General features: G+C 71.7%; 21 protein-coding genes. 9 read left to right on the top strand and 12 right to left on the bottom strand.

The features are described 5' to 3' along the window. Window positions 1-58: 58 nt before the first annotated feature. The gene (locus ACFTZL_RS18225) at window positions 59-442 is read right to left on the bottom strand and encodes a peptidase inhibitor family I36 protein (protein ID WP_382583410.1); all 384 of its coding nucleotides are present in this window, start codon (window positions 440-442) and stop codon (window positions 59-61) included. Between the two features lie 307 nt (window positions 443-749). Between ACFTZL_RS18225 and ACFTZL_RS18220 the strand changes: the two genes are divergently transcribed. Further along, window positions 750-1,517: a peptidoglycan-binding protein gene (locus ACFTZL_RS18220; RefSeq protein ID WP_382583407.1), complete on the top strand. Its 768-nt coding sequence runs from the start codon at window positions 750-752 to the stop codon at window positions 1,515-1,517. Continuing rightward, complete coding sequence (locus ACFTZL_RS18215) at window positions 1,514-2,338, top strand: DUF2690 domain-containing protein (protein WP_382583404.1); 825 nt, start codon at window positions 1,514-1,516, stop codon at window positions 2,336-2,338. Before ACFTZL_RS18220 ends, ACFTZL_RS18215 begins: the two co-directional genes overlap by 4 nt. Before the next feature lie 31 nt (window positions 2,339-2,369). Here ACFTZL_RS18215 and ACFTZL_RS18210 read toward each other — a convergent pair whose 3' ends face one another. After that, window positions 2,370-2,870: a DinB family protein gene (locus ACFTZL_RS18210; RefSeq protein WP_382583401.1), complete on the bottom strand. Its 501-nt coding sequence runs from the start codon at window positions 2,868-2,870 to the stop codon at window positions 2,370-2,372. Between the two features lie 79 nt (window positions 2,871-2,949). Between ACFTZL_RS18210 and ACFTZL_RS18205 the strand changes: the two genes are divergently transcribed. Next, the gene (locus tag ACFTZL_RS18205) at window positions 2,950-3,735 is read left to right on the top strand and encodes a DUF4253 domain-containing protein (RefSeq protein WP_382583398.1); all 786 of its coding nucleotides are present in this window, start codon (window positions 2,950-2,952) and stop codon (window positions 3,733-3,735) included. A gap of 7 nt (window positions 3,736-3,742) precedes the next feature. On the opposite strand, the gene ACFTZL_RS18200 is transcribed toward ACFTZL_RS18205, so the two are convergent. The 3 genes from ACFTZL_RS18200 to ACFTZL_RS18190 form a co-directional block, all read right to left on the bottom strand. Then, window positions 3,743-4,576: an arylamine N-acetyltransferase gene (locus ACFTZL_RS18200; protein ID WP_382583395.1), complete on the bottom strand. Its 834-nt coding sequence runs from the start codon at window positions 4,574-4,576 to the stop codon at window positions 3,743-3,745. A gap of 90 nt (window positions 4,577-4,666) precedes the next feature. After that, window positions 4,667-5,884, bottom strand: a complete 1,218-nt coding sequence (locus ACFTZL_RS18195) for a PLP-dependent aminotransferase family protein (RefSeq protein ID WP_382583391.1) — start codon at window positions 5,882-5,884, stop codon at window positions 4,667-4,669. 137 nt (window positions 5,885-6,021) lie between these two features. Further along, entirely contained in the window at window positions 6,022-6,924 is a 903-nt protein-coding gene (locus tag ACFTZL_RS18190; RefSeq protein WP_382583388.1) for an SAM-dependent methyltransferase, read from the bottom strand. Between the two features lie 86 nt (window positions 6,925-7,010). Here ACFTZL_RS18190 and ACFTZL_RS18185 point away from each other — a divergent pair, with 86 nt between their 5' ends. Beyond that, window positions 7,011-7,367, top strand: a complete 357-nt coding sequence (locus tag ACFTZL_RS18185; RefSeq protein ID WP_382583385.1) for a hypothetical protein — start codon at window positions 7,011-7,013, stop codon at window positions 7,365-7,367. A gap of 15 nt (window positions 7,368-7,382) precedes the next feature. Here ACFTZL_RS18185 and ACFTZL_RS18180 read toward each other — a convergent pair whose 3' ends face one another. Then, complete coding sequence (locus ACFTZL_RS18180; protein WP_382583382.1) at window positions 7,383-8,762, bottom strand: helix-turn-helix domain-containing protein; 1,380 nt, start codon at window positions 8,760-8,762, stop codon at window positions 7,383-7,385. 227 nt (window positions 8,763-8,989) lie between these two features. On the opposite strand from ACFTZL_RS18180, the gene ACFTZL_RS18175 reads away from it, so the two are divergent. Then, window positions 8,990-9,661, top strand: a complete 672-nt coding sequence (locus tag ACFTZL_RS18175) for a DUF4232 domain-containing protein (RefSeq protein ID WP_382583379.1) — start codon at window positions 8,990-8,992, stop codon at window positions 9,659-9,661. Between the two features lie 28 nt (window positions 9,662-9,689). Here ACFTZL_RS18175 and hemB read toward each other — a convergent pair whose 3' ends face one another. Beyond that, window positions 9,690-10,688: a porphobilinogen synthase gene (gene hemB, locus ACFTZL_RS18170; RefSeq protein ID WP_382583376.1), complete on the bottom strand. Its 999-nt coding sequence runs from the start codon at window positions 10,686-10,688 to the stop codon at window positions 9,690-9,692. A 284-nt stretch (window positions 10,689-10,972) separates the two neighbouring features. Between hemB and ACFTZL_RS18165 the strand changes: the two genes are divergently transcribed. Further along, a complete protein-coding gene (locus tag ACFTZL_RS18165; protein WP_382583373.1) occupies window positions 10,973-12,361 on the top strand; it encodes an FAD-binding oxidoreductase in 1,389 nt (462 codons plus the stop codon). 67 nt (window positions 12,362-12,428) lie between these two features. On the opposite strand, the gene ACFTZL_RS18160 is transcribed toward ACFTZL_RS18165, so the two are convergent. From ACFTZL_RS18160 to ACFTZL_RS18140, 5 genes are all read right to left on the bottom strand, one after another. Continuing rightward, the gene (locus ACFTZL_RS18160) at window positions 12,429-14,135 is read right to left on the bottom strand and encodes a uroporphyrinogen-III synthase (protein WP_382583370.1); all 1,707 of its coding nucleotides are present in this window, start codon (window positions 14,133-14,135) and stop codon (window positions 12,429-12,431) included. Continuing rightward, window positions 14,132-15,091 carry a hydroxymethylbilane synthase gene (hemC, locus tag ACFTZL_RS18155; RefSeq protein ID WP_382583367.1) on the bottom strand — a complete coding sequence of 320 codons (960 nt, stop codon included), beginning with the start codon at window positions 15,089-15,091 and terminating at the stop codon, window positions 14,132-14,134. The genes ACFTZL_RS18160 and hemC overlap by 4 nt, the downstream gene beginning before the upstream one ends. After that, the gene (locus ACFTZL_RS18150; RefSeq protein ID WP_382583364.1) at window positions 15,088-16,833 is read right to left on the bottom strand and encodes a glutamyl-tRNA reductase; all 1,746 of its coding nucleotides are present in this window, start codon (window positions 16,831-16,833) and stop codon (window positions 15,088-15,090) included. Before ACFTZL_RS18150 ends, hemC begins: the two co-directional genes overlap by 4 nt. Next, on the bottom strand, window positions 16,830-17,594 hold the full coding sequence (locus tag ACFTZL_RS18145; RefSeq protein ID WP_382583361.1) for a redox-sensing transcriptional repressor Rex: 765 nt from the start codon (window positions 17,592-17,594) through the stop codon (window positions 16,830-16,832). Before ACFTZL_RS18145 ends, ACFTZL_RS18150 begins: the two co-directional genes overlap by 4 nt. Before the next feature lie 313 nt (window positions 17,595-17,907). Beyond that, window positions 17,908-18,186: a glutaredoxin family protein gene (locus ACFTZL_RS18140; protein ID WP_184558945.1), complete on the bottom strand. Its 279-nt coding sequence runs from the start codon at window positions 18,184-18,186 to the stop codon at window positions 17,908-17,910. Window positions 18,187-18,334: 148 nt separating this feature from the next. On the opposite strand from ACFTZL_RS18140, the gene ACFTZL_RS18135 reads away from it, so the two are divergent. The 3 genes from ACFTZL_RS18135 to ACFTZL_RS18125 all read left to right on the top strand — a co-directional run bounded on the left by ACFTZL_RS18135 (window position 18,335) and on the right by ACFTZL_RS18125 (window position 21,852). Continuing rightward, window positions 18,335-19,252, top strand: a complete 918-nt coding sequence (locus ACFTZL_RS18135) for an HAD family hydrolase (protein WP_382583358.1) — start codon at window positions 18,335-18,337, stop codon at window positions 19,250-19,252. A 349-nt stretch (window positions 19,253-19,601) separates the two neighbouring features. Then, window positions 19,602-20,372, top strand: a complete 771-nt coding sequence (locus ACFTZL_RS18130) for an ECF subfamily RNA polymerase sigma factor, BldN family (RefSeq protein ID WP_193482582.1) — start codon at window positions 19,602-19,604, stop codon at window positions 20,370-20,372. 235 nt (window positions 20,373-20,607) lie between these two features. Further along, window positions 20,608-21,852 carry a DUF5667 domain-containing protein gene (locus ACFTZL_RS18125; RefSeq protein WP_382583354.1) on the top strand — a complete coding sequence of 415 codons (1,245 nt, stop codon included), beginning with the start codon at window positions 20,608-20,610 and terminating at the stop codon, window positions 21,850-21,852. Window positions 21,853-21,876 lie beyond the last annotated feature (24 nt).

Raw genomic sequence — 21,876 nt, 5'->3', positions numbered from 1 at the left:
GTCCTCTCCCCCGTGAGAGGCCGGGCCGCATGCGTTCATCGCTGCTGCGGACCGAGGGTCAGCTGCAGTTCACCCACGTGTTGGACTTCATGTAGTGGCTCGCGCTGTCGGTCGTCTTGTATCCCCTCGGGATGACCCCGCTGGATCCGCCGTGGTTCTTCGCCGAGAACCACTTGAAGTCGCAGGACGCGCCGTGGTTGTACCAGGACTTGAAGCTCTGGAACACGGCGAACTGGGTCAGGTCCTTGTTGGTCCCGGCGACCTTCTGCATGCGGCCGGTGTAGTTCTGCCCGGCCCACACGCAGAACCAGCCCGACGGACAGTCGGACGCCGCCTGCGGCGAGGCCTCCGCCGCACCGGCCGTCCCCGCGTTGCCGGCCAGCAGACCACCGGTCAGCGCGATCCCCCCGGCCATGACGGCGAGCTTCCTGGTCATACGCATGTTGCTTGCCCCCTTCGTGGTGGGCCGACCGCACCGGCCGGCTCGACAACGAGACTGCGGGCCGGGGACAGGGATCCACCACAGTCGCCGCGGAAGTGACGTACTCACGGGACGTCCCACGCCCTGACCTGCACGGACACCGCCCGCCTGGACGGTACGGCGGGACGCTCGCGACGTGCCGTGGCCGAATCGGTCGGGGTCAGCGGGGGGATCGGAACCGATGTATGGGGCACCGCGTGGATGCTGATGCAGAATGCGGCGGTAACGGGACCGCTGACCACGGTCCGCGAACGCGAGTGGGGGGAACATGTCGCGTTGGAAAGGGCTGCCCGAAGAACTGGACCCGCGGGTACGGCAGTTGGTGGTGCGATTACGCAGGGTCAAGGACCACAGCGGACTGAGCCTGCGCCAGCTCGCGGCGAAGACGGGCTACAGCACGTCGTCCTGGGAGCGCTACCTGGCCGGCCGCTCGCTCCCGCCCGGGGAGGCCGTCGAGGCGATGGCCCGGCTCGGCGGTGACGATCCGACCCGCCTGCTCGCGCTGCACGAGGTCGCCGCCGAGGCGTGGGGCAAGGGGAAGCCGCCGACGGGATCCGAGGCGGAGCCGGGGGCCGACCCACCCCGCCCGCACGGCCGGGCGCTGCGCATCACCCTCGTGGCCGGGTCGGTGGCCCTGGTGCTGGCCGTCGCCGCCGCGGTCCTGCTGGCGGTTCGGCTCACGGACGGCGAGGGCAGAGCGGCCGCGGCTCCCCTCACGGCCTCCGCGTCCCCGTCGGCACCGGGGCCGCCGAAGCAGTCGGAACGCCCCACCTACACCTGCCGGGCGGAGCGGATCGACGGCCGTTGGTACGCGGGCAACAGCCGCACCCTGAAGGCCATCCTGGCGATGGGGCATGCGGGACCGGAGGTGGCCGAGGCACAGTGCCTGCTGCGCGAGGCGGGCCTCGCACCGGGAGCCGTGGACGGCATCTTCGGACCGCACACGGAACGCGCGGTCAAGGACCTGCAGAAGCGCTCCGGCCTGGTCGTGGACGGCATCATCGGCCCGCACACCTGGAAGGCCTTACGGGAATGACGCGGGATCCGCAGCACGCGCTGCCACCGGAACGCGCCCGACTGGCCGCGGCACTGCGGGAGTTGAGAACGGGAACGGGCCTGAGTCTGGCGGCCCTGGCGACGAAGACCACCTTCAGCAAGTCGTCCTGGGAGCGCTACCTCAACGGCAAGACGCTCCCGCCCGGCCAAGCGGTGCGGGAGCTGTGCCGCCTCGCGGGTGAGCCGGAGGGCCGGTGCCTGGCGCTGTGGGAGCTCGCGGAGTCGGAATGGAGCGGCCGGGCGGCGGCGCAGCCCACGGACGCGCCCGCGCCAGCGGACCCTTCGGACGCGGACGTCAGACATCCTCCCGACGGCAGGGGCGCGGTCATGGCGATACTCGCGTCGGTCTGCGCGCTGGCGGCCGGCGGCCTGTCCGTCGCCCTGGTCCTCCTCGCGGGCCACACCGGCGACGTCCGGCCCTCCCCACCGCCTTCGTCCGCCCCCGCGCCCCGCTGCCGGGGAGCCACCTGTGAGGGCAAGGACCCGCTGCCCATGAAGTGCGGCATGCACCCGCTCACCCTCGCCTCGCACCGCGCATCCACCGGAGCCCACCTCGAACTGCGCTACAGCGCCGAGTGCGGGGCGGGCTGGGCGAGGATGTGGAGCACGCGCATCGGCGACCGCCTGGAACTGAACACGGCCGACGCGGGCCGTCCGCACACCGCGGAGATCACCGACGGTCTCGCCGCCCAGTCGTACATCTACACACCCATGACCGAGGCGAGACCCGGCACGACCGTCCGGGCCTGCTTCCGCCCGGTGACGGGAGGCAGCCGCGAATGCTTCGAAGCCCGCGTCTGACAGGTCCCCGTCCCCGTCCCCGTCCTCGATCTCAGCGCTGAGCCGTACTGTTCGCGCCGTCCAGTGCCTCCCGGATGATGTCCGCGTGCCCGGCGTGCTGGGCCGTCTCCTGGATCAGATGCAGCAGGATCCGGCGCGCCGACCAGTACTGGGGCTCCGGCGGCGACCAGGGGGTCACCGGCAGGGGCACGCTGTGGTCCAGGTCCGGCAGCCCGGTCAGGGCCTCGTCGGTCGCCCGCGCGGCGGCGGCGTACCGCTCCAGCAGCCCGTCGAGCGTGTCGCCCTCGGCCATCCGGTACTGCCCCATGTCGAGCATCCCGTCCGGCAGTTCACCGTCGCCCTCGACCATGATCCGCGTCCACGTCTCCTCGCCCCGGGCGAGATGCTTCACGATCCCGGCCAGGGTCAGCTCACTCACGGTCGTACGCCTATCGGCCTGCGCGTCGCCGAGTCCGCGCACGGTGATCAGCAGGAGTTCCCGCTGCTCGGCGAGCGCGTACGACAGGTCGGTCTTCTCCGAGGAAGTGGTCATGGGAGGACCGTACGGAGCAATTAGGTCAGCTCGCGTCCGCTGATGTTCCCCTGTCAGTGGTCGGATCTACAGTCACCACATGGCGACACTTCCGAACCCGCTCCCGACCCTGGCGGCAGACATGAGCGGCCGCGCGCTGGGGCTTGAACTCCCCGCCGGGACCTTGCTCGACACCACCGACGAAGGCCCCTGGCACGAGCCGTTGCTGTGGTGCGCGCAGGAGCGGGCCGTGCCGGGCGGCTGGACGGCGCTGGAGCCGACGCGGCGGGTCGGGCTGCTGCCGGTCGTGCTCGATGTGGGGGACGGTCATGGCGGGCCGGAGGACTGGGAGCTGATGCCCGGCGAGGTGTCCTACCCCGGGGATCACGACGCCGAGGAGGTGCTGGCGGAGTACTGGGAGCAGTGCGCGGCGGAGGGCGACGCATGGCCCGGGCCGGCCACGCCCGCGGCTCGGGGCCAGGACCCGGACGCGGTCGCCACGGACCTCGCGGACTCGCTGCTCGAGGACGGCGGTCCGCTCAAGGACCCCCGCCTCGCCCTGGTCCCGGCCCGCCGCAGCGCCGACATCCCGACGGCGATCGGCTGGACGGGCCCGGCGAACCACGAGGGCGACACGGCCCGCGTCAGCGCGGTGCTGCGCTCCTGGGAGGACCGCTTCGGCATACGGGTCGTGGCCCTCGGCTTCGACCAGCTGCTGGTGTCGGTCGCCGCCCCGCCCACCACCCTCGCGGAGGCGGAAGCCGTCGCCGCCGAGCACTTCGCGTTCTGCCCGGACAACATCCGGCAGGGCGCCGACCCCACGCTGCGGGCCTACGCCGAGCGCCAGATCGTCGATCAGCCGACCTGGCACTTCTGGTGGGACTAGGCACCCCTCAGCCGGGCAGCAGCGTCATCCCCTCCGGCACCGCGATGCCGAACTCCTCCTCCAGAAGCCGCCGCGCCTCCGCCTCACCGGTCACCACGCGCTCGGTGACCGTCCCGTCGGCGCGGGTGTCGGTCAGCAGGCTCCCGTGGAGCAGCAGGTGCCGCGCGGCGCTGACGCTCTGGACGTAGACGCGCTGGGTGAACGGCGAGCGCGGGTTCGTGCCGATGTGCCAGTTGATGACGTCGAAATCGGGCTTCTCGAAGGGCTCCAGGGTGAAGGCGTACTGACCGGCCCAGTCGTCCTTGCCCTGGTCGTGTGCCTGGAGCACCCACATCTCCAGGGGCCCGTCGTGCGGCACGTGCACCAGGCGATGCCACCGCCCGGCCCCGGCGAACTCGACGTCCGTCACCAGCGGCACCGGCTCCAGCAGCGCGCCGATCGCCCCGAAGCCGACGTCCGCGAGGTACGGCCGCGGTTCGCCGGGTACCTCCACCAGCAGCGCCATGTGCGTGCGCGGCCGGCTTGCGATGCTGTCGGCGCCCACGACGACCCGCGCGGCCAGCAGGGCCACCCGGAAGCCCAGTGCCTCCAGCGCGCAGGCGAACAGCGTGTTGTGCTCATAGCAGTATCCGCCGCGTCGGCCGTGGACAAGCTTGGCCATCAGGTCGGCTTGCTCGAGGGAGGGCGCCTGGCGGCGCAGTGCGTCGAGGTTCTCGAAGGGGAGGGCCCGCATATGCGACAGATGCACACCACGCAAGGTCGCCGCGTCGGCCCGCCGCTCCCCCTCCCATCCGATCCGCCGGAGATACGCGTCGAGGTCGAACTGCTCGGAATCGGACATGACGTCACCGTAGCCAGCGCATTCCGCCCCGGCCGCGGGCCACGGTCGTAGTTCCCGCTCCGCCATTGGCCCTAGGGCCTGTTGTCAGGCTCAGGCGCGGCCCGCCCGCACACCCTCCCCGAGCCTCCGCAGTCCCTCCCCGATCTCCTCCGGCGTCTGCGTCACGAAGCACAGCCGCAGGGTCGTACGGTCGGGGGTGCCGGCGTAGAAGGGGGCACCGGGGACGTAGGCCACCTCGTGCCGCACCACCTGCGGCAGCAGGGCCGTCGTGTCGTACGGCTCCGGCAGGCGCGCCCAGAGGAACATGCCGCCCTCGGGCCGTTTCCAGACCGACCCCTCGGGCAGCGCCCCGGCCAGCCCTCCGAGCATGGCGTCCCGGCGTTCGCGGTACACGCCGGCGACACGCGTGACGTGGGCGTCCAGGTCGTTGTCGGCCAGGTACCGGGCCGCGGCGAGCTGGTTGACGGTCGGGGTGTGCAGGTCGGCGGCCTGCTTGGCGACGGCACAGGCGCGCCGCAGTTCCCCGGGCGCGCGCAGCCAGCCCAGCCGCAGTCCGGGCGCCATGACCTTGGAGAAGCTGCCGAGCAGCACCGTACGGTCCTCGGCGCCCGGGTGGGAGGCTATCCACGGCACGCGGTCGCCCTCGTAGCGCAGCTCCCCGTAGGGGTCGTCCTCGACGATCCACAGCCCGCGCCGCGCGGCGACGGCGGCCACGGCGGCACGCCGCTCGGCGGGCAGCGTACGGCCGGTGGGGTTCTGGAAGGTGGGCACGGTGTACAGCAGCTTGGGCCGCTCACGCACCACCAGCTCCTCCAGCGCATCGGGATCGACGCCGTGCTCGTCACCGGGCACGGCTACGACCCGCGCTCCGGCGAAGCCGAAGGCCTGAAGTGCCGCCAGATAGCAGGGGTTCTCGACGAGGACGGTGTCCCCGGGTTCGAGCAGCGCGGTGGCCAGGAGGGAGAGGGCCTGCTGCGAGCCGGTGGTGACGAGCAGGTCCTCGGAGCCGGTCGGCAGACCGCGCGCGGTGGTACGCGCGGCCAGCGCGGCCCGCAGCACGGGCTCGCCCTCGGTCGTGGAGTACTGCAACGCCCGCCCGGGCACCTCGGCGAGCACCGCCTGGTACGCGGCCGCGATGCCCTCGGCGTCGAACAGCTCCGGCGCCGGCAGCCCGCCCGCGAAGTTGATCACCTCGGGGCGGGCGGTGACCGCCAGGATGTCCCGTACGGGGGAGCCGCCGACAGACCGGGCGCGCGCTGCGAGCGGCGGCACGGGAGAGTGGGTGGGCGCGTGATCGGCGACGGTCATGGCACGGCTCCTTCGGCTGCGGTGACGCCTTGTGCCCCGCACCCTAGAGAAATACGTGCCGCCTACAAGAAGATTTCCGGGATCCGGACACGGGAGCAGCCGGTCCGCTGCTCAGCCCTGGGCAGCCGGGCTGCCGTTCAGCCCTTGCCCCCGATCCCCGCGTACACGTTGATGTCCGCGTCCGTGACGTCGTTGATGTCGCGGTAGCGGACCCTCTCGATGTCGTCGAGGCCGGCGAGGAAGGACTCCTCCGGCTGCTCGGGGACGGGGGCCGCGTGGTCGGGCCGCCAGCGGTGCGCCGGGACGACGCCCGGGCCGGCGATCTCCAGGAAGTTCTCCGTGAAGAACCGCTCGACATCCGCCCGGGACCGCAGCACGAAGGTGAACCCCCGCTCGGTGTACGTCCGCTGGACCGCGCGGATGTTCTCGGGGTTGAGGTCCTCGGTGAGATGGCTGAGCACCAGCCGGCTGCCGACGGGCAGCTCCTCGAGCAGCCCGCGCACCAGCGGATACGCCTCGCCGTCCTCGACGAAGTGCAGGATCGCGACCAGGCAGAGCGCGACCGGCTGGTCGAAGTCCAGGGTCTTGGCGGCCTGTTCGAGGATGCGGGCCGGGTCCCGCAGATCGGCGTCGATGTAGTCCGTACGGCCCTCGGGCCCACTGGTCAGCAGGGCCCGCGCATGCGCGAGCACGACCGGGTCGTTGTCGACGTACACGACCCGCGACTCGGGGGCGACGCGCTGCGCGATCTGGTGCACGTTCTCGGCGGTCGGCAGCCCCGTGCCGATGTCGAGGAACTGCCGGATGCCGTCCTGCTCCACCAGCGTGGTCACCGCGCGGCGCAGGAAGTCGCGGTTGTGCCGGACGTCGAGGTATCCGCGCGGATTGGCGGTGAGCGCGGCGGCGGCCGCGTCCCGGTCGGCGGGGTAGTGGTCCTTGCCCCCGAGGAAGACGTCGTAGACCCGCGCCGGGTGCGCCTTGCCGCTGTCGATCCTCCTCCGCAGCTCGGCGGGATCCTGGCTGAGCGCGTCACCGGACATGGACGTCTCCCTGAAGAGTAGGTGGTTCAATCAGCAACCACTCCGACGGTCAACAACCTAACGCCTGGGGTGATTTGATGGTGCCCGTGCAGACCAGCGAGCGAGCGACGACGACCTTGTGGCGTCCCACCGGCCCCAAGGAACTGGACCTGCTGCGGGAGCTCGACTGGCGCGGCTGGCCGCCCCGGCTCCCCGAGCAGCCGATCTTCTACCCGGTCCTCAACGAGGACTACGCCGTCAAGATCGCGCGCGACTGGAACGTCAAGCACGACGGCGCCGGCTACGTCACCCGTTTCGAGGTCGACGCCGACTTCCTGAGCCGCTACCCGGTCCAGCAGGCGGGCGGGAACACGATCCTCGAACTGTGGGTACCGGCCGAGGAACTCGACGATTTCAACGCCCACATCGTCGGGAAGATCGAGCTGGTCCACGAGTTCCACTGAGAGCGCGTCCGTCAGTCACTCGGTGGTCCCCTCCTCGACCCACTTGTCGCCGCCCAGCGGGAACTCGTACGCAGGACGCCCGTTGTTCCCGCTCGTACGGAAGGGCCGGCCCTTGTCGTCCACCGTCAGCGTGCCGTGCCGGCTGCCGCTGGACCAGCTCAGCTCCAGATACCAGCTGACGTCGTAGGCGGAGGCGTCGGCCCGGATGTAGTAGACCTCCGGGTCGGACTGGCTCACCGAGAACGGGAAGTCGTCATGGCCCGCCTCGGGAACGACGGAGGGACGCGCGGCATCCAGGGCGACCGTGAAGAAGCGCGTCGGAACGCCGCCGCCGCAGCCGACGCCCGGATAGCCCATGGCGTAGTCGTTCCAGGCGAGCGGCGTCCGCTTGCCGGCCATACGGACCGTCAGCCCGTCGACGACCACCGTCTCCTTCCCGGTGCCCTGCACGGTGAGCTTCAGAAACTGCTGCCCCGACGGAACGGCACCCGTCGCCGCCACCCAGGCGGGCGCGTCCTGCTCCAGCGGCGGCGGCCCGACCTGCCCCGGCGGCCTGTTCACCAAGTAGCGCTGGGAACAGGGGGCTTCCCAGGCATGCGGAGTGGTGTTCACGGTGAGAGGGACGGAGCCGGCGGCGGGGGCGCCGGTACGACCGGGACGGTCGCCGCCACCGCCGGCAGCGGGGGCGCGCGAGGCAGGGGTCTCGGAGGCGGAGCCCTTTCCCTCGCTCTTGTCCTTGCTCTTGCCCTCGTCCTTGTCCTTGCCAGGACCGGCGGAGGAACTGCCCGAGGGTGACGCCGAGGCGGCCGAACCCCGGTTCGGCGTCCGGCCACCGTCGGACACCGCGGCCGCACCGCGACGCCCGTCGTCGTCCGCCCCACCGGAGGGAACGGCCACGGCGAGCCCGACCCCGCCCAGGACGACGGCCACGGCGATACCGGCGAGGAGCGCGGGCCGAGGACGTCGCGACCGGGGCTTCTCCGCGGGCACCGCCTCCGAAGCCGGAGCGTCGGCAACCGGGGCCGAGGCGTCGGCAACCGAAGCCGGCCCGTCAGCAACCGCAGCCTCTGCCGCAGCCGCTCCCTCTGCCTCTGCCTCTGCCTCTGCCACCACAGGCTCGGACGAGCCCCCACCCCCCTTGCGCCCCCGCGCCGCATCCGCCAGCACCCACCGCCGATGCAGCTCGACGAGCTCCTCGCGCGACGCCTTGCACAGCCGGGCAAGCCTCTCCACCGGCGCGTAATCGGCGGGCACGGCATCCCCGTTGCAGTACCGGTGCAGCGTCGACGTACTCATGTGGAGCCGCTTGGCGAGCACCCCGTAGCTCAGCCCGGAACGCTCCTTCAACTCCCCCAGCAGCGCGGCGAACTCCGCCGCGGCCGTGCCTTCCGACACCCTTCCTCCATCCCCCATGTCCCGTTCACCCGTTCCAGGGCAGGGACGTTTCCCCAGGTCAAGGCATATACGGGCGTTCCAGCGTCCCTGATGGTCCGCCGGGTGTGGCGGCCGGGACGGATGACCGCACAAGCTCTGGTCATCCAAGCACGCCGCTCCCGGCCGACCGGTCGGCGGCTCGCTCGGGCCTTCTCGCCAACCGCCTTTGTCCGAAAGGGAACCCACCCATGCGCAAGCACCACGCCCTCCCCGTAGCCCTCCTGGCCGCCCTCGCCCTCACGGCGTGCGAGGACGGCACGGGCACACAGGACGAGGGCGCGGCCAAGCCCCAGCAGACGTCATCGACGACGGCGGCCACCGCGCCCCAGCAGACGGCCACGGACGCGAAGGGCGCGCATGCCGAGACGACCGGCAAGGCGAAGGGCGGGAACTCCGGGGCGGCCGAGCCCACCGACCCCGCCGACCCGGCCAACCGCGTCTCCTGCAACGGCAGCAACACCACCGTCACCGCCCAGCCGGTCCGCCGCCCCCTCAACCACATGCTGATCACGGTCAAGAACACCGGCTCGAAGTACTGCGACCTCACCTACTACCCGGTGCTGCGCTTCGACGAGATGCAGTGGGCCCCGCGGCCGATCGAGGACTCCAAGCCGCAGGCGGTGACGACCCTGGCCCCCGGCGAGTCCGCCTACTCGGGCGTGGTGCTGTCGGCGGCCGACGGCAGCGGCGAGGGCGGCACCACCGGCCGCAAGCTCGAGGTCGGCTTCCAGGGCCGCACGCCGAACAGCAGCGGCGGCCCCTCGGCGCTCCCGTCCCTCCCGGCCAAGGGCGTGTACTACGACAGCTCGCTGACGGCCACGTACTGGCTGCGGGACATGGACGAGGCGCTCACCTACTGATCCCTGACCTACTGAGTCCTGCCGAGCCCTACTGTTCCTTGAGCTTCTGGGCCGCCTCGGTGGCCCAGTAGGTGAGGATGTTCCGCGCACCGGCCCGCCGGATGCCGGTCAGGGCCTCCATGATCGCCCGGTCCCGGTCGATCCAGCCCCGCTCGGCGGCGGCCTCGATCATCGAGTACTCGCCGGAGATCTGATACGCGGCGACGGGCACGTCCACGGCGTCCGCGACCCGGGCGAGGATGTCCAGGTAGGGCCCGGCCGGCTTGACCATCACCATGTCGGCGCCCTCCTCGAGATCGAGGGCCAGCTCCCGCAGGGACTCACGCGCGTTGCCGGGGTCCTGCTGATAGGTCTTCCGGTCCCCCTGCAGGGACGAGCCGACGGCCTCCCGGAACGGCCCGTAGAACGCGGAGGCGTACTTGGCGGTGTAGGCGAGGATGGCGACATCCTCCCGCCCGATCTGGTCGAGGGCGTCTCGGACGACCCCGATCTGCCCGTCCATCATCCCGCTGGGCCCGACCACATGGGCCCCGGCATCGGCCTGCACCTGGGCCATCTCGGCGTACCGCTCCAGGGTCGCGTCGTTGTCGACCCGTCCCTCGGAGTCCAGCACCCCGCAGTGCCCGTGGTCGGTCGTCTCGTCGAGACACAGATCGGACATGACCAGCAGGTCGTCGCCCACTTCGGCCCGCACGTCCCGGAGGGCGACCTGCAGGATCCCGTCCGGGTCGGTCCCCGGCGTCCCGAGCGCGTCCTTCTTCGACTCCTCCGGCACGCCGAACAGCATGATCCCGGAGACCCCGGCCGCGACCGCCTCCGCGGCGGCCTTCTTCAGACTGTCCCGGGTGTGCTGCACGACCCCGGGCATGGCCTCGATCGGCACCGGCTCACTGACGCCCTCGCGCACAAAGGCCGGAAGAATGAAATCGGCGGGGTGCAACCTGGTCTCGGCCACCATCCGACGCATGACGGGGCTACTCCGCAAACGCCGCGGCCGAGTACCGGGAAAAGATCCGTACGTCGTCATGCCACCTACGCTACGCCCGCAGCAAACGCCCCGATGCCGACGCCCTGTCGTGTAACTGCGGGCAATCGTGCCGCTAAGGGCGGCACGGGTGGGCGCAGCGGCACCCCGCTCCGCCGGGCTGCGAAACCCCCCGCCCCCAGCCCCAACGCCGAGCACGTCGAACACGGCCCACAATGCGCCCACCACCCCCCAGGTCCATCCTGAGAACAGCAAGGACGAGGACCCCGACGGCCTGAACAACCCGCCGCCGCCGTCCCTCCGTACGCCCATCCACGGAGGACGCGATGACCGCCCCCCACCACACCCCCGACCTCTTCGCCCTGTCAGAAATACACGGCCCGGTCCTACGCCCCGGCGACCCCACCTACGCCGACGAAGTCACCGGCTTCAACCTGGCCGCCCTGCACACCCCCGACATCGTCATCGGAGCCACCGGCCCCGACGACATCGTCACCGCCATGCGCTGGGCGAAGGCCACCGACACCCCCGTGGCCGTCCAGGCGACCGGCCACGGCGCCAACTACCCCATCGACCAGGGCCTGTTGATCAACACCGCCCGCATGACCGACGTACACATCGACCCCACCGCCCGCACGGCCACCATCGCCGCGGGCGCGAAGTGGAGCCACGTCATGGCCGCGGCCGCCCCGCACGGCCTCGCCGGCCTCAGCGGCACCTCCACGGACGCGGGCGTCGTCGGCTACACCCTCGGCGGCGGACTCCCCGTCCTCGGCCGCGCCTACGGCTACGCCGCCGACCTGGTCCGCTCCTTCCAGGTCGTCACCCCGGACGGCATGCTGCGCGAGACGGACCCCCAGCACGAACCGGAACTGTTCTGGGCCCTGCGCGGCGGCAAGGGCAACGTAGGCGTCGTCACCTCACTCGTGACCGACCTGCTCCCCCTCCCGCGCCTCTACGGCGGTGGCATCTACACCCCGGGCGAGAACGCCGAGACCCTCCTACGGGCCTGGGCCGACTGGACCCGCACCGTCCCGGACGAGATGTGCAGCGCGTTCACGATCCTGCGCCTGCCGCCCATCCCGCAGATCCCGGAGCCCCTGCGCGGCGGATTCTGGGCCCGCGTCGCGCTCGCCTGGCCCGGCCTCCCGGCCGAGGGCGAGGCCCTGATCGCACCGCTGCGCGAAGCCGTCCCCGTAGCCGTCGACACGGTCGAGGTCATGGAGCACGCGGCCCTGGACCGTATCCACATGGAACCGCAGGACCCGCTCCCCGCGAGGGAGTCCTGCCTGCTCCTGCGCGACCTGTCCCCCGAGGCCATCCGCACGTTCCTGGACCAGGCCGGACCCACGGCCGGCGCCGACTACCCCCTGCTGATGGTCGAGGTGCGCCACCTGGGCGGCGCGATGTCCCGCCCGTCCGCCGTCGAGGACGCCGTCTGCTCCCGCGACGCCCAGTACTTCGTCGACTCGGTCGGCGTCCTGGCCGCCCCACCCGCCGCCGAGGCCATCGAACAGGCGACGGCGCGGCTCTACACCGCCATGGCTCCCTACGGCACGGGCCGCACCATGGTCAACATCCACGGCACCCCGGGCGACGAACAGGACATCGCCCGCGCCTGGACCCCGGAGGTCTACGACCGCCTACGCCACGACAAGGCCACCTACGACCCGACGAACCTGCTGCGCTACGGCCACGCGGTCACTCCCGCGTAGCCGCAGCCACACCCTCGATCCGCCTACGCCCTACCGGACCGGCTCAGGTCGTCCAAACCTGACCGGCTCAGGTCGTCGAACGCCGCCGCCGGGCCCCCGGCCGCCGCTCGCTCGGCCGGGTCACCGCGTCCCCGGCCTCGACAGCGGCAGCTCTGCGCTTCGCGCCGAAGTCGGCCAGCGCCTCGGCCAGCTTGTGCACGGACGGCTCGGGCGCCATCACGTCCACCCGGAGCCCGTGCTCCTCGGCGGTCTTCGCCGTGGCCGGGCCGATACACGCGATCACGGTCACGTTGTGCGGCTTGCCGGCGATACCGACCAGGTTCCGCACGGTCGACGACGACGTGAACAGCACCGCGTCGAACCCACCGCCCTTGATCGCCTCGCGCGTCTCCGCCGGCGGCGGCGAGGCCCGCACGGTCCGGTAGGCCGTGACGTCGTCGACCTCCCAGCCCAGCTCGATCAGCCCGGCGACCAGCGTCTCCGTGGCGATGTCGGCACGCGGCAGGAACACCCGGTCGATCGGGTCGAAGACCGGGTCGTAGGGCGGCCAGTCCTCCAGCAGACCGGCGGCGCTCTGCTCCCCGCTCGGCACCAGGTCCGGCTTCACACCGAAGGCGATCAGCGCGTTGGCCGTCTGCTCGCCCACCGCCGCGACCTTGATCCCGGCGAAGGCCCGGGCATCGAGCCCGTACTCCTCGAACTTCTCCCGCACGGCCTTGACCGCGTTCACCGAGGTGAAGGCGATCCACTCGTAGCGGCCCGTCACGAGCCCCTTGACCGCCCGCTCCATCTGCTGGGGCGTGCGCGGCGGCTCGACGGCGATGGTCGGCACCTCGTGCGGCACGGCGCCGTACGACCGAAGCTGGTCGGAGAGCGACGCCGCCTGCTCCTTCGTGCGCGGCACGAGCACCTTCCAGCCGAACATCGGCTTGGACTCGAACCACGCGAGCTGGTCGCGCTGGGCGGCGGCGGAACGCTCACCGACCACGGCTATCACCGGCCGGCCGCCGTCCGGGGAGGGCAGCACCTTGGCCTGCTTCAGCGTCTGCGCGATCGTGCCGAGCGTGGCGGTCCAGGTGCGCTGCCGGGTGGTCGTGCCGGCGACGGTGACGGTCATCGGGGTGTCCGGCTTGCGGCCCGCGGAGACCAGCTCGCCGGCCGCCGCGGCGACGGAGTCCAGCGTGGTGGACACGACCACCGTGCCGTCCGACGCCCCGACCTCCGTCCAGCACCGGTCCGAGGCCGTCCGCGCGTCCACGAACCGCACGTCCGCGCCCTGCGCGTCCCGCAGCGGCACACCGGCGTACGCGGGCACACCGACGGCGCTCGCGATACCGGGGACGACCTCGAAGGGCACCCCGGCGGCGGCGCACGCCAGCATCTCCTCGGCGGCGTACGTGTCGAGGCCCGGATCACCGGACACCGCACGCACGACCCGCCTGCCGCCCCGCGCGGCCTCCATGACAAGATGTGCGGCATCCCGCACCGCGGGGACTGCCGAGGTGGTTGACGTGCCGTCAACTACCGTCAGCTGGGGCGTTCCTGCGCCCGGAGCCGGCTCCTGGGAAGGATCCGAATCCGTGTGCACTTCGGAGACGCCCTGCCTGGCGTGCTGACGTACGACGTCGAGCACTTCGTGCTCGGCGACGAGAACGTCCGCGCTCGCCAGCGCCTCTACGGCGCGCAGAGTTAGCAGTCCCGGATCTCCGGGTCCGGCACCCAGGAAGGTGACGTGCCCGTGTTCAGGACCGGCGGAAAGGGTGGTGGGGCTCAATGTGCTCGCTCCCCCATCAGACCGGCCGCGCCCTGGGCGAGCATCTCGGCCGCGAGTTCGCGACCGAGCGCCATTGCCCCGTCGTGCGTCTCGGGCACGGGACCGGTGGTGGACAGCTGCACCATGCGCGTGCCGTCGGTCGTACCGACGACGGCGCGCAGGCGCATTTCCTTGACAATCTGCCCGTCGGCCAGCAAGTCGGCCAAAGCGCCCACGGGAGCGCTGCAGCCGGCCTCCAGGGCGGCGAGCAGTGACCGCTCGGCCGTCACGGCGACCCGCGTGAACGGGTCGTCGAGTTCGGCGAGCGCGGCGACGAGGTCCGCGTTTTCCGCGGCACACTCGATCGCTAGTGCCCCCTGGCCGGGGGCGGGCAAAACTGTGTCGACCGACAGGAAGTCGGTCACTTCGTCACCGCGGCCGATCCGGTTCAGTCCGGCGGCGGCCAGCACGACGGCGTCGAGCTCACCGCCCCGTACGTATCCGATCCGGGTGTCGACGTTGCCGCGGATCGGGACCGTGGATATATCCAGGCTGTGGCTGCGGGCGTACGAGTTGAGCTGGGCCATGCGGCGCGGCGAACCCGTGCCGATGCGGGCCCCGCTCGGCAGGTCGGTGAACTTCAGCGCGTCCCGGGCGACGATCACGTCCCGCGGGTCCTCCCGCACGGGAACGGCCGCCACGACCAGGTCGTCGGGCTGCGCGGTCGGCAGGTCCTTCAGCGAGTGCACCGCGAAGTCGACCTCGCCCTTGAGCAGCGCGTCGCGCAGGGCGGTCACGAACACGCCGGTGCCGCCGATCTGGGCGAGCTGCTCGCGCGAGGTGTCACCGAACGTGGTGATCTCGACGAGCTCCACGGGCCGCCCGGTCACCCGGGTCACGGCCTCGGCCACCTGCCCGGACTGGGCCATGGCGAGCCTGCTCCGGCGGGTACCGAGCCGTAGTGCCTTGTCGTTCATGCCGGCCCTCGGTTCTTCTCGGTAGTGCTGTCCTCGGCGCGGGAGACGGCGGCCACCGTCTCGGGGTCGAGGTCGAACAGGGTCCGCAGCGCGTCCGCGTACCCGGCGCCGCCGGGCTCGGCCGCGAGCTGCTTGACCCGTACGGTCGGCGCGTGCAGCAGTTTGTCGACCACGCGCCGCACGGTCTGGGTGATCTCCGCGCGGTCCTTGTCGTCGAGGCCGGGCAGCCGTCCGTCGAGCCGGGCGATCTCGCCTGCCACGACATCGGCGGCCATGGTGCGCAGGGCGACCACGGTCGGCGTGATGTGCGCGGCCCGCAGTGCCGCCCCGAAAGCCGCGACCTCGTCGGAGACGATACGCCGGACCTCGTCCACATCGGCAGCCATCGGAGCGCCCGCGGAGGCCTCCGCCAGCGACTCGATGTCCACCAGCCGCACCCCGGCCAGCCGGTGCACGGCCGCGTCTATGTCGCGCGGCATCGCCAGGTCCAGCAGGAAGAGCACGGGCTGCGGCCGCGGCGGCTCCTCGACCGGCTCGGGCCGGCGCCGCTCGGGGATCCGCCCGACGGTGGCCACGGTCGCGGCGAGCGCGGCGATGGCGTCGGCGTCCGGGGCGGGGTCGAGCGGGTCGACCGTCCCCGGCCTGGCCGTACGCTGGGCGCCGCCGCCCACCGCGCCGTTGTCCACCCAGGCCGCGTGCTGTTCGAGATCGGCGGCGGCCATCCCGGCCACGGCCGCCTCGCCCAGCACGGAGAATCCGGCGGTGCCCTGCACCGAGGTCAGGTCCAGCGGACAGCCGTCCTCGCCGCCGAGGCTGGTGGCCGGCAGGCCGTCCCGCCCGGCGCCCGGCCCGGACGAACGATCCGGCTCGCCCTCGGCCACGGACCAGGGCGCGGCCGTACGGCCCTCCGCTGCGGCCGCGGCGACGGCCTCGGCGGTCAGGACCAGGCCGGTCGCCCCGGTACAGGAGACGGCGACGTCGGCACGTGTCAGCTCGGCCGGCACCGATTCCATCGGGACCGCGCGGGCCGCCACGTCCGTGTCGTCGCCCTCCATCAGGATCTGGGCCAGGCGCTCGGCCCGGTCGAAGGTCCGGTTGGCGACGACGACCTCGGCGACACCGGCACGCGCGAGCGTCGCCGCTGCCAGGGAGGACATCGATCCGGCCCCGATGACCAGGGCCTTCTTGCCCCGGGCCCATTCCTGTATGTCCCCGCCCCGCGCAAGCTGCTCCAGGCCGAAGGTGACCAGGGACTGCCCCGCGCGGTCGATGCCGGTCTCGGAGTGGGCCCGCTTGCCGACCCGCAGGGCCTGCTGGAACAGGTCGTTCAGCAGGCGGCCCGCGGAGTGCAGGTCCTGCGCGAGGGCCAGGGAGTCCTTGATCTGGCCGAGGATCTGCCCCTCGCCGACGACCATCGAGTCCAGCCCGCAGGCCACCGAGAACAGGTGGTGGACGGCCCGGTCCTCGTAGTGCACGTAGAGATAGGGGGTGAGCTCCTCGAGGCCGACCCCGCTGTGCTGGGCGAGCAGCGTGGACAGCTCGGCGACACCGGCGTGGAACTTGTCCACGTCGGCGTAGAGCTCGATGCGGTTGCAGGTGGCGAGCACCGCGGCCTCGGTGGCCGGCTCGGCGGCGACCGTGTCCTGGAGCAGCTTGACCTGCGCGTCCGCGTTCAGCGAGGCCCGCTCCAGGACGCTGACCGGGGCGCTGCGGTGGCTGAGTCCGACGACGAGGAGGCTCATGCCGGCATCACGGCGGGCATGTCCCCGTCAGGCCCCTGGTCGGCGGACCGGTTACGGGCGGCGGCGGTAGGGACGCCCCCGTCGGAGGCGGCAGCCTCCTCGCCGGCCTTGCGCTGCTCGTGGAAGGCGAGGATCTGCAGCTCGATGGAGAGGTCGACCTTGCGCACGTCGACCCCGTCCGGGACGGTCAGCACGGTCGGCGCGAAGTTCAGGATGGAGGTGACACCGGCGGCCACGAGCCGGTCGCAGACCGCCTGGGCGGCACCGGCGGGGGTGGCGATGACACCGATCGACACGCCGTTGTCCTGGATGATCTTCTCCAGGTCGTCGGAGTGCTGCACGGGGATACCGGCGACGGGCTTGCCCGCCATGGCCGGGTCGGCGTCGATGAGCGCGGCGACCCGGAAGCCGCGGGAGGCGAACCCGCCGTAGTTGGCGAGCGCGGCGCCGAGGTTACCGATACCGACGATCACAACCGGCCAGTCCTGGGTGAGGCCCAGTTCGCGGGAGATCTGGTAGACGAGATACTCGACGTCGTAGCCGACACCCCGGGTCCCGTAGGAGCCGAGGTAGGAGAAGTCCTTGCGCAGCTTCGCGGAGTTGACCCCCGCGGCGGCCGCGAGCTCCTCGGAGGAGACCGTGGGTACCGAGCGCTCCGACAGCGCGGTCAGAGCGCGGAGATACAGCGGAAGCCGGGCGACGGTGGCCTCGGGAATCCCTCGGCTGCGGGTCGCCGGTCGGTGAGTTCGGCCAGTTGCCACGGTGCTCCTGCGGGTAGAGCGGGGCTGTAGGCGGTCATACGTCCCTACATGACCGCCCCGTCGAAAGCAGGCTATGTCTTTGTGAACGCGTGCACAAAGATGGTGTCCGATTTGCCCGCCCAACGTGACCGGGCTCACGCGCCCCCGGCGCACTCCCGGGGAACCGGCGCACAAGCACCGCCGTTCCTTCGCTTCTGGGGGCAAAACAGCACACTCTCCTCTGTGTATCCCGCCCCCGAGACCAGTCACCCTCGATCCTAAGCGACCCTTACGGCCACTTTGGACTGCTCGGTCAGCCGCCCGAGGGCCGGACTCAGTCGGTCAGGGCCTTGCGCAGGCGCCCCTCGTTCACGCGCCAGAACGTGTGCTGCCTGCCGTCCACCAGCACGACCGGGATCTGCTCCCAGTACTGGTCGTGCAGTTCCCGATCCTCGGTGATGTCCTTCTGCTCCCAGGGGACTCCGAGATCACCGCACACCTTCTCCACAACGACCTGTGCGTCATCACACAGATGACATCCCGGCTTGCGGATCAGGGTGACGAGCCGGTCCCGAGGGGGCGTACGGCGAAAGAGGGGACTCATGTCAGCCATTGTCGCGCGCCCGGGACACGCCGACCCCGTCCTCCGCGTCCTCCCCACCCCCCTCGAGCGGCATCTTTAACGACACGCTCGCCGAGAGTTCACAGGCTCCAAACCTCTCGACTCCGGAACCCCCGAACAAACTGGCTATGCTCACGCCATGGCCGCTCTCGGATGGCTCACTCCCCGTAGGCGCTCCGCCACGGCGCGGAGCGTTTTGGCAGGCGAGGCCTCGGCGGAGGCAGCCCGCAAATCCTCGCAGGAAGCTTCCGGCACGACCGAGGAACCGCAGTTCCCGGTCCACGGCGACGACCAGGCCGCCGCCTTCTTCGACCTGGACAACACCGTCATGCAGGGCGCCGCGCTCTTCCACTTCGGGCGGGGCCTGTACAAGCGGAAGTTCTTCGAGACCCGCGACCTCGCGAAGTTCGCCTGGCAGCAGGCGTGGTTCCGGCTGGCCGGGGTCGAGGACCCCGAGCACATGCAGGAGGCCCGCGACTCCGCCCTGTCGATCGTCAAGGGCCATCGTGTCGCCGAACTCCAGTCGATCGGCGAGGAGATCTACGACGAGTACATGGCCGAGCGCATCTGGCCCGGCACCCGCGCCCTCGCCGAGGCCCATCTGGACGCGGGCCAGAAGGTGTGGCTGGTGACGGCGGCCCCCGTCGAGATCGCCCAGGTCATCGCCCGCCGCCTGGGCCTGACCGGCGCCCTGGGCACGGTCGCCGAGTCGGTCGACGGCGTCTACACGGGCAAGCTCGTCGGCGAACCGCTGCACGGCCCCGCGAAGGCCGAGGCGGTCCGCGCGCTGGCCGCGGCGGAGGGCCTGGACCTGACCCGCTGCGCCGCCTACAGCGACTCGCACAACGACATCCCGATGCTGTCCCTGGTCGGCCACCCCTACGCCATCAACCCGGACTCCAAGCTGCGCAGGCACGCCCGCCGGCTGGACTGGCGCCTGCGCGACTACCGCACGGGCCGCAAGGCGGCCAAGGTCGGCATCCCCGCGGCGGCCGGCGTGGGAGCCGTGGCCGGCGGCACGGCCGCGGCGATCGCCCTGCACCGCCGCCGCCGCTGACCACCCGATCAATCCGGGACACCATCGTTTGCGGGATGACAACGCCCGTAAATCCAACTGGCGTACCCCCAAAACCTCGTATCCAGTCCTCTTGGCTGCACACGGCCACAACACACCCTGGACTCAGCCGCAATCCGAACCCTTCCGATCAACAATCGTTCAGAATTCGGCACTTGATTCGGCGTCAATCGGTTACGGAAGCGACGTAATCGATGATTTGAGCAACTCGGTGTAGCAGAGCCTGCACGAAGCGTTATTCTCCTCAGACGCAAACCGGTACCCCTCCGTCGCTACGACGGGTGAAAGGTCCCGCACTGCACGTGATGGAAGCTCTGCCTCTGGGAGTCCCGTGTACCCACACGTCGGGGTTGACGCCTCGGGCCTGGCTACGCTGCGCGCAACGGTCCTAGACCTGTTGCGCGGCTTCGTCCCCACCGCGTACGCCGTCCCCGCATTCGCCACCGCCGCACCCGTAGGCCCTTGCTATGCACTGGCCGACGGCAGCGCCGCGGTCGGCAGACGAGGGCGCCCGTCCGGCGGGGCCACTGCTCGACGGCCCGCGGCGGACAGCGACAGCGCCCGCATGATGGACCTCGTGGAGCGCGCCCAGGCCGGCGAGGCCGACGCCTTCGGCCGTCTCTACGACCAGTACAGCGACACCGTGTACCGGTACATCTACTACCGGGTCGGAGGAAAGGCGACCGCCGAGGACCTCACCAGCGAGACCTTTCTGCGCGCCCTGCGCCGCATCGGCACGTTCACCTGGCAGGGCCGCGACTTCGGCGCCTGGCTGGTCACGATCGCCCGCAACCTCGTAGCGGACCACTTCAAGTCCAGCCGCTTCCGCCTCGAGGTCACCACCGGCGAGATGCTCGACGCCAACGAGGTCGAGCGCTCCCCCGAGGACTCCGTCCTGGAGTCCCTCTCCAACGCCGCCCTGCTCGACGCCGTACGGCGGCTCAACCCCCAGCAGCAGGAGTGTGTGACACTCCGCTTCCTCCAGGGCCTCTCGGTCGCCGAGACCGCCCGCGTGATGGGCAAGAACGAGGGCGCCATCAAGACCCTCCAGTACCGGGCCGTCCGCACCCTCGCCCGGCTCCTCCCGGAAGACGCGCGCTGACCGGGCCGCACGCTCGGCGACACCCAACTCACGTTCCGTGACAGTCCGTTGACTTCGGCATCCGATGAGCCGGGGTCCGTAACCCAAGTACCGCGCCGCTCGTTGAGAGGGATGCAGGCTCCCTGTGGTCACCCCTGGCCGACCCCGATCACTCGATCGTGTGGTTGCGGTCAGGGTGTGCAACCCTCAGGACCCCCTGGGGAGTCGACCGTCATGACGAGAGGAGGTGCCGCCAGTGATCGCGAACGTATCGTCGCACCGGCGGGCGAACGCCTTCGCCCAGGCCCTGGAGGAGCAGTCCGAGCAGGGCACGGCGGCCGAACAGTCCGAAGGTTCGGCACCGGCCCCGGCACCCGCGGAACAGACCGAACCGGCACGCCTGACGGCGCTGGCCTCCGGTCTCGACGCGCTGCCCAAGCCGGAGCTCGACCCGGAGGTCAAGGTCGTCCAGCGGGCCCAGCTGGTGGCCGCGTTCGAGGCCATGCTCCAGGAGGGCACCGCCGGCGGCGGGGCGACGGACCGAGCGGTCCCCGGGCAGCGCTCCCGTGGCGCACACCGCGCCGGCTCACTGAAGAAATTCCGGCCGCGTTCCCGGCTCGCCAAGGGCCTCACCGCGGGTGGGCTCAGTGTCGGCGTGGCCGCGAGCGCCTTCGGCGGAGTCTCCGCCGCCAGCTCCGACGCCTTGCCGGGCGATTCGCTCTACGGCCTCAAACGCGGCATCGAGGACGTGAAACTCGGCCTCGCCGACAGCGCCGACGAGCGCGGCCGGGTCTATCTCGACCACGCCTCCACCCGGCTCGGCGAAGCCCGCCGCCTGATGGAGCGCGGCCGCAGCGGCCCCCTGGACCACGAGTCCCTCGGCGAGATCCGCCGTGCCCTGTCCGGCATGCGGCACGACGCGTCGGAAGGCCACCGGCTGCTGAGCGAGGCGTACGAGCACGACCCGGACTCCCTGGGCCCCATCCAGGCCCTGTCGGCGTTCTCCCGCTCCCACCGCGAGGCCTGGGGCGAACTGCGCGAGAGGCTTCCCGTCCAGCTCGGTGACGTCAGTGACCAGGTGTCGTCGGTCTTCGACGCCATAGAGGAGGACGTCGCCCCGCTGCGCTCCCTGCTCCCCGAGCCCCCGGCCGGGAACGGCGGCACCGGCAAGCACCGGGGTGCCTCCGAGTCGGCCTCCACCGGCTCCTCCGCCACCGACCGGTCGGCCCAGCCCGGCAAGAGCGGCGGCGGGCGCACCGACAAGGGCGGCACCGGCGGTGGCAGCGGCAGCCCCAGCCGCTCGGCCGGCTCCGGCAGCGAGGGCGACGGGCTGCTCGGCGGCAACACCGGCGGCCTGCTCGACCCGCCGAAGGACAGCGAGGCGAGCACCTCCCCGTCGGCGGACGGCAGCTCACCCGTCCCCAAGCCGGACGTGACGCTCCCGCCGCTCCTGCCGGGCCTGCTGCCCGGTCTGGGCATCGACGGCGAGGACGCGCGCTAGACGGCGCTGGGCGCCCCTCTGCGG

It is taken from the genome of Streptomyces sp. NPDC056948 (assembly GCF_042674225.1).
Classification (GTDB): domain Bacteria; phylum Actinomycetota; class Actinomycetes; order Streptomycetales; family Streptomycetaceae; genus Streptomyces; species Streptomyces purpurascens.
This window is presented reverse-complemented; position numbering and strand designations above follow the sequence as displayed.

Coding starts and splice junctions, on each gene's coding strand:
- ACFTZL_RS18225 (WP_382583410.1), bottom strand. CDS start 442: ATGCGTATGACCAGGAAGCTCGCCGTCATGGCCGGGGGGATCGCGCTG.
- ACFTZL_RS18220 (WP_382583407.1), top strand. CDS start 750: ATGTCGCGTTGGAAAGGGCTGCCCGAAGAACTGGACCCGCGGGTACGG.
- ACFTZL_RS18215 (WP_382583404.1), top strand. CDS start 1,514: ATGACGCGGGATCCGCAGCACGCGCTGCCACCGGAACGCGCCCGACTG.
- ACFTZL_RS18210 (WP_382583401.1), bottom strand. CDS start 2,870: ATGACCACTTCCTCGGAGAAGACCGACCTGTCGTACGCGCTCGCCGAG.
- ACFTZL_RS18205 (WP_382583398.1), top strand. CDS start 2,950: ATGGCGACACTTCCGAACCCGCTCCCGACCCTGGCGGCAGACATGAGC.
- ACFTZL_RS18200 (WP_382583395.1), bottom strand. CDS start 4,576: ATGTCCGATTCCGAGCAGTTCGACCTCGACGCGTATCTCCGGCGGATC.
- ACFTZL_RS18195 (WP_382583391.1), bottom strand. CDS start 5,884: ATGACCGTCGCCGATCACGCGCCCACCCACTCTCCCGTGCCGCCGCTC.
- ACFTZL_RS18190 (WP_382583388.1), bottom strand. CDS start 6,924: ATGTCCGGTGACGCGCTCAGCCAGGATCCCGCCGAGCTGCGGAGGAGG.
- ACFTZL_RS18175 (WP_382583379.1), top strand. CDS start 8,990: ATGCGCAAGCACCACGCCCTCCCCGTAGCCCTCCTGGCCGCCCTCGCC.
- hemB (WP_382583376.1), bottom strand. CDS start 10,688: ATGACGACGTACGGATCTTTTCCCGGTACTCGGCCGCGGCGTTTGCGG.
- ACFTZL_RS18165 (WP_382583373.1), top strand. CDS start 10,973: ATGACCGCCCCCCACCACACCCCCGACCTCTTCGCCCTGTCAGAAATA.
- hemC (WP_382583367.1), bottom strand. CDS start 15,091: ATGAACGACAAGGCACTACGGCTCGGTACCCGCCGGAGCAGGCTCGCC.
- ACFTZL_RS18150 (WP_382583364.1), bottom strand. CDS start 16,833: ATGAGCCTCCTCGTCGTCGGACTCAGCCACCGCAGCGCCCCGGTCAGC.
- ACFTZL_RS18140 (WP_184558945.1), bottom strand. CDS start 18,186: ATGGCTGACATGAGTCCCCTCTTTCGCCGTACGCCCCCTCGGGACCGG.
- ACFTZL_RS18135 (WP_382583358.1), top strand. CDS start 18,335: ATGGCCGCTCTCGGATGGCTCACTCCCCGTAGGCGCTCCGCCACGGCG.